The organism is Devosia sp., from assembly GCF_034675085.1.
Taxonomy (GTDB): domain Bacteria; phylum Pseudomonadota; class Alphaproteobacteria; order Rhizobiales; family Devosiaceae; genus Devosia.
In genome coordinates, this window is record NZ_JAUCDN010000201.1 from 1 (window position 1) to 6,069 (window position 6,069).

Below are 6,069 nucleotides of genomic sequence, written 5' to 3' on the forward strand. Positions count from 1 at the left end.
GACCCGCCACCAGCGCCGGACCGGGGCGACCGCCCCCTGTTCCGACGGGAAAGGGGCCCCGCGTCGCCGCGAGGCCCCCGATCCGTGAACCGCTGATTACTGCAGTTCTTCGGGCTTGATGTAGCCCGAGTCGATGACCAGTTCCTGGTAGTTGCTGGCGTCGACTTCATAGGGGGTCAGCAGGATGGACGGCACGACCTTGACGCCATTGTCATAGGTGGTGGTGTCCAGGCCGTCCGGGGTGTTGCCCGAAAGGACGGTATCGACCAGATCGGCGGTGACACGGGCCAGTTCGCGGGTGTCCTTGTAGATGGTCGAATACTGTTCGCCCGCAATGATGGCCTTCACCGAGGGTGCTTCCGCATCCTGGCCGGTGATGATCGGCCAGGCCAGGTCCGCCGAGCCATAGCCAACGCCGCGCAGCGACGAGATGATGCCGCGCGAGAGCCCGTCATAGGGGGCCAGCACGCCATCGACGCGGGAGCCGTCCGAGTAATTGGCGGAGAGGATATTGTCCATGCGGGCCTGGGCGACGGCGCCGTCCCAGCGCAGGGTGCCGACGGTGTCCATGCCCTGCTGGCCGGACTTGATGACGATGTCGCCGGCATCGACCAGCGGCTGGATGACGCTCATGGCGCCGTCATAGAAGAAGAAGGCGTTGTTGTCGTCGGGCGAGCCGCCGAACAGCTCCACATTCCACGGCTTGGTGTCGGGGAAGCGCTCCTTGAGGCCCTTCACCAGCGAATTGGCCTGCAACACGCCGACCTGGAAGTTGTCGAAGGTGGTGTAGTAGTCGACATTGCCGCTTTCGCGGATCAGGCGGTCATAGGCCACGACCTCGATGCCGGCATCTGCGGCCTGCTGCAGCACGGCGCTGAGCGTGGTGCCGTCGATCGAGCCGATCACCAGCGCCTTGACGCCCTTGGTGACCATGTTTTCGATCTGGGCGAGCTGGTTGGGGATGTCGTCTTCCGCGAATTGCAGGTCGACGGTGTAGCCCTTGCCCTCCAGGGCGCTCTTGAGCTCATTGCCGTCCGAGATCCAGCGCAGCGAGGACTGCGTGGGCATGGCGATGCCGATCTGGCCCTTGTCCTGGGCGAAGACCGCCGGCGAAGCGGTCAGCGCCACGGCGCTGACGGCCATCACGGTGGCAAGCGTCTTGAAAATCTTCACGTCTCGACTCCCTTGTGTCTTTCGAGTTCAGAAGCGTTGAATGGTCATCAGGGGAAAAACCCGGGGTTCCGACGGGGGTTCTGTTTGCCGGCGGGCGGGACGCGATTCCCTCCGCCCGGGACAGACGAACCCTGAATCGGGCCTTGCGGCGCTTGGCAAGCTGAGCGGACCTCAACTCCTCTGGCGCGACGGCCCCGCCGTCCCCGGGCCCTCCCAAGCCCATGGCGCGGAACCTAGGATAATCAGATATCGGTGTAAAGCCGCTTTCCCGGCGCTCTTGATTTTTTTCGATAGTCGAATATTAACGCTATTCCATGATTTGAGGGAGGTTGCGGCGCAACGCTCCTCTCGTTATCGTGTCCGTATCGCTCCGCCGCGATGGTCGATCAGACCTCGAATGGGCAAAAACAAGCGAAAGGTATCAGATACCTTGGAGGATACGTGACCCCCCTGGATGCGGAGCATCGCCACGACCAGCCTACCGCCGCCATGGCCGTCGCCGACGCCCTGGCCGAGACCATCCTGACCGAGATGGCGCCGGGGATGAGCCTGCCCAGCGAGGCCGAGCTGGCCACGCACCACGATGTGAGCCGCCTCACCATCCGCGAGGCGGTCAAGCTCCTGGAAGGTCGGGGCCTGCTGGCGCTGGCGCGCGGGCGCAAGGCGGTGGTGCGCCAGCCCGACGGCGCCGCCTTCGCCGACTTCCTCACCTCGGTCATCCGCTACGATCCCAAGGGGCTGTTCGACCTCATCGAGGTGCGGCTCTCGCTCGAGGTGCAGTCGGCCACCCTCGCCGCCAAGCGCGCCACCCGCGCCGGCATCGCCGCCATCGAGGGCGAATTGCAGGGCATGCGCGACATGCTGGGCGCGCCGGGCCAGGAGATGAGCTATGAGCAGGAGCATGGCTTTCACACCCACGATGTGGGCTTTCACGAGGCCGTGGCCCTGGCCAGCGGCAATCGTGTGCTGGGCTTTCTCTTCGAGGCCATGGGCCGGCCGCTGCGCGAGGGCTTCTTCATCAGCCGCCGCGGCCACGAGCATCGCGGCCACACGCTGGCCGATACCGTCATCGCCCATCAGCGCATTCTCGACTGCATCAAGGACGGCAATGGCCGCGCCGCCGGCGAGGCCATGCGCATGCACCTGAAAGACACAGAGCGCGATATCCGCGTCGCCCTCAGCCAGCTCGCCCTGCGCCCTTCCGGCCGCCCCTGAACGAACGCCCTTGCAGGCGCAGCCCGCATGGCCGAATAATCCGCGCCGAATGACAGGACCGGCAATGGCGCAGCGCACCGACTCTTCCAATACCCGACTCGATGAGGCCGCCCGCGCCGGCTGGCTCTATTACGTCGCCGGCAATACCCAGGAGGAAATCGCCGCCAAGCTCGGCATTTCCCGCCAGACCGCGCAGCGCCTCGTCTCGCTTTCGGTCAGCGAGGGGCTGATCAAGGTGCGGCTCGATCATCCCATCGGGCGGTGCCTGGACCTGGCCAGCCGCCTCAAATCCCGATTCGCTCTCGATTTCGTCGAAGTGGTGCCGTCCGATCCCACCAGCTCCTCCACCACCATCGGGGTGGCCGAGGCCGCCGCCGCCGAGATCGAGCGCTGGCTGCGCCGCCCCGAGCCGGTGGTGATGGCCGTGGGCACCGGCCGCACGCTCAAGGCCGCCATCGAACAGCTCACGCCCATGGATTGCCCGCACCACAAGGTGGTTTCCCTCACCGGCAATATCGCTCCGGACGGCTCGGCCGCCTATTACAACGTCATCTTCAACATCGCTGATACGGTCAAGGCCCGCAGCTTTCCCATGCCGCTGCCGGTGATCGCCTCCTCGGCGCGCGAGCGGGCGCTGCTGCACGACCAGCCGATGATCCGCCAGACCCTGGCGCTGGCCGCCACCGCCAATGTCACCTTTGTCGGCATGGGCGATATCGGCCCCGAAGCCCCGCTCTATCTCGACGGCTTCATTTCCGACGAGGAGCTGAAAAGCCTGCAAAAGGCCGGCGCGGTGGGCGAAATCTGCGGCTGGGCCTTCGACGCCGATGGCCGGCTCATCGACGGCATCATCAATGACCGTGTCGCCTCGGCCCCGATTCCCTCGCGCGAACGCTCGCAGGTGATTGCAATCGCCATGGGCGAGAAAAAATTGCCCGGCATGCGCGCCATGCTCAACCGCCGCCTCGTCAACGGCATCATCACCGACGAGCGCAGCGCCGAGGGCCTGCTTCGCACCCCATAATCATCTGATTTTACAGCATTAATTCGAAAACCACCCTGCGCCTTACCCACAGCCGCCCCAGAAGGGGCCGCTGAGGCGGCTTGACACTTTCGTCTAATATGCGAGTAATTGCCCACAGCCGAAGCAATTGCTCGCTCCGGCCATTGGGAGGATTATATGAAACTGACACCCTTTTTCGTGGGCGCGCTCACGCTGGCGCTTGCCGGCTCGGCCTCGGCGGAGACGCTGACCATCGCCACGGTGAACAATGGCGACATGATCCGCATGCAGGGCCTGTCCGGCGCCTTCACCGAAGCCACCGGCATCGAGCTCAACTGGGTGGTGCTGGAAGAAAACACCCTGCGCCAGAACGTCACCACCGACATCGCCACCAATGGCGGCCAGTATGACGTGATGACCATCGGCACCTATGAGGCGCCGATCTGGGCCAAGCAGGGCTGGCTGGCGCCGCTCGACGGGCTTTCGGCCGACCCGGCCTATGACGTGGACGATCTGCTGCCGCCCATCCGCAACGGCCTTAGCTATGAGGGCAAGCTCTATGCCGCGCCCTTTTATGGCGAGAGCTCCTTCATCATGTATCGCAAGGACCTGATGGAAAAGGCGGGGCTGACCATGCCCGACGCCCCCACCTGGGACTTCATCGGCCAGGCCGCCCGCGCCATGACCGACCGCGCCAACGACATCAACGGCATCTGCCTGCGCGGCAAGGCCGGCTGGGGCGAGAACATGGCCTTCCTCACCGCCATGTCCAATTCCTTCGGCGCCCGCTGGTTCGATGAAAACTGGAAGCCCCAGTTCGACCAGCCCGAATGGAAAGCGACGCTGGACACCTATCTCTCGCTGATGGCCGATGCCGGCCCCACCGGCGCCTCGTCCAACGGCTTCAACGAAAACCTGACCCTGTTCCAGCAGGGCAAATGCGGCATGTGGATCGACGCCACCGTCGCCGCCTCCTTCGTCACCAATCCCAACGATTCCACCGTTGCAGACAAGGTCGGCTTCGCCCTTGCTCCCGATACCGGGCTGGGCAAGCGCGGCAACTGGCTCTGGGCCTGGTCGCTGGCCATCCCCAATTCGTCCCAGCAGAAGGACGCGGCGGAGAAATTCATCAACTGGGCGACCAGCAAGGATTATCTGGCCACCGTCGCCGCCAAGGATGGCTGGGCCAACGTGCCTCCGGGCACCCGCATCTCGCTTTATGAGAACCCCGAATACCAGAAGGCGGCGCCCTTCGCGGAAATGACCATGGGCTCCATCTATGCGGCCGATCCGACCCATCCTACGGTCAAGCCCGTGCCCTATACCGGCGTGCAATTCGTGGCCATTCCTGAATTTGCCGGCATCGGCACCAATGTCGGCCAGCTCTTCTCGGCCGCTCTGGCCGGCCAGATGAGCGCCGACGACGCGCTGGCCCAGGCCCAGGAATCGACCACCCGCGACATGACCCGCGCCGGCTATATCAAGTAACGACCTCCCGCGACTGCATCCGGCCGGCTTCGGCTGGCCGGATGATCTGGCAAAGTGTTTTCTCATGCGCAGCCGCTGCCCTCGGGCTCGACCCGAGGGCCGGATTGGGAGCCACATCGGCCTAGGGGCTTGCCCAAAGCGCCCCCCGGATCAAGTCCGGGGGCAGCGCCCATGGGTTTCAAAGGGTCCGAAGCATATACCCCTCTTGAGAGGAGGGGCCGATAGAGCCAAACGAATTCGCAGACGTTAGGAACCGAACCATGGCCACCGCACAAACCCGCACCTTGGCCCGCATCATGATGGCGCCCGCCGTGATCGTCCTGTTGATCTGGATGATCGTGCCGCTGGTCATGACCCTCTGGTTCAGCTTCCAGAACTACAATCTGCTCAACCCGATGATGCAGGGCTTCGCCGGCTGGGCGAACTATGTCTATGTCATCGGCGATCCCAGCTTCGTCCAGTCGCTTCTGAACACCCTCATCCTGGTGGGCGGCGTGCTGCTCATCACCGTGGTCGGCGGCACCTTCCTGGCGCTCCTGCTCGATCAGCCCATCTGGGGCCAGGGCCTGTTGCGCATCATCGTCATCTCGCCCTTCTTCGTCATGCCGCCGGTGGCCGCGCTGATCTGGAAGAATGGCTTCCTGCATCCCGGCTATGGCCTGCTCGGCCATGTCTGGAAGGCTTTCGGCCTGCAACCGGTGGACTGGTTCAATCAATATCCGCTGTTTTCGGTCATCGTCATCGTCGCCTGGCAATGGCTGCCCTTCGCCACGCTGATCCTGCTCACCGCGCTTCAGTCGCTCTCCGAAGAGCAGCGCGAGGCCGCCGAGATGGACGGCGCCAATGCGGCCAACCGGCTCTGGTTCATTATCCTGCCGCATATGGCGCGGGCCATCACCATCGTCATCCTCATCCAGACGATCTTCCTGTTGGGCATCTTTGCCGAAATCCGCGTCACCACCGGCGGCGGCCCCGGCTATGCGTCCACCAACATCGCCTTCCTGGTGTTCCGCACCGGCATCCTCTCCAACGACATCGGCGCCGGCTCGGCTGGCGGCGTTGTCGCCGTCATCATCGCCAACATCGTCGCCATCTTTCTGATGCGCGCCGTGGGGAAGAACCTCGATGCGTGAGTACCCTGCCCTTCATTCCCCCTCCCCATCCCTCCCCACAAGGGGGAGGGTGCAGGC

Annotated in this window: 5 protein-coding genes; 4 read left to right on the forward strand and 1 reads right to left on the reverse strand. The window is 64.4% G+C overall.

Features of this window, described 5'->3' with window-relative positions:
- Positions 1 to 96 precede the first annotated feature (96 nt).
- The gene (gene chvE, locus VDP82_RS12525) at positions 97 to 1,173 is read right to left on the reverse strand and encodes a multiple monosaccharide ABC transporter substrate-binding protein (protein ID WP_323015181.1); all 1,077 of its coding nucleotides are present in this window, start codon (positions 1,171 to 1,173) and stop codon (positions 97 to 99) included.
- 441 nt (positions 1,174 to 1,614) lie between these two features.
- Between chvE and VDP82_RS12530 the strand changes: the two genes are divergently transcribed.
- The 4 genes from VDP82_RS12530 (at position 1,615) to VDP82_RS12545 (ending at position 6,012) form a co-directional block, all read left to right on the forward strand.
- Positions 1,615 to 2,388, forward strand: coding sequence for a FadR/GntR family transcriptional regulator (locus tag VDP82_RS12530; protein ID WP_323015182.1), 774 nt, complete (start codon positions 1,615 to 1,617; stop codon positions 2,386 to 2,388).
- 64 nt (positions 2,389 to 2,452) lie between these two features.
- Positions 2,453 to 3,412, forward strand: coding sequence for a sugar-binding transcriptional regulator (locus VDP82_RS12535; RefSeq protein ID WP_323015183.1), 960 nt, complete (start codon positions 2,453 to 2,455; stop codon positions 3,410 to 3,412).
- Positions 3,413 to 3,568: 156 nt separating this feature from the next.
- The gene (locus tag VDP82_RS12540) at positions 3,569 to 4,879 is read left to right on the forward strand and encodes a sugar ABC transporter substrate-binding protein (RefSeq protein ID WP_323015184.1); all 1,311 of its coding nucleotides are present in this window, start codon (positions 3,569 to 3,571) and stop codon (positions 4,877 to 4,879) included.
- Between the two features lie 260 nt (positions 4,880 to 5,139).
- Positions 5,140 to 6,012 carry a sugar ABC transporter permease gene (locus tag VDP82_RS12545; protein ID WP_323015185.1) on the forward strand — a complete coding sequence of 291 codons (873 nt, stop codon included), beginning with the start codon at positions 5,140 to 5,142 and terminating at the stop codon, positions 6,010 to 6,012.
- Positions 6,013 to 6,069: the final 57 nt, after the last annotated feature.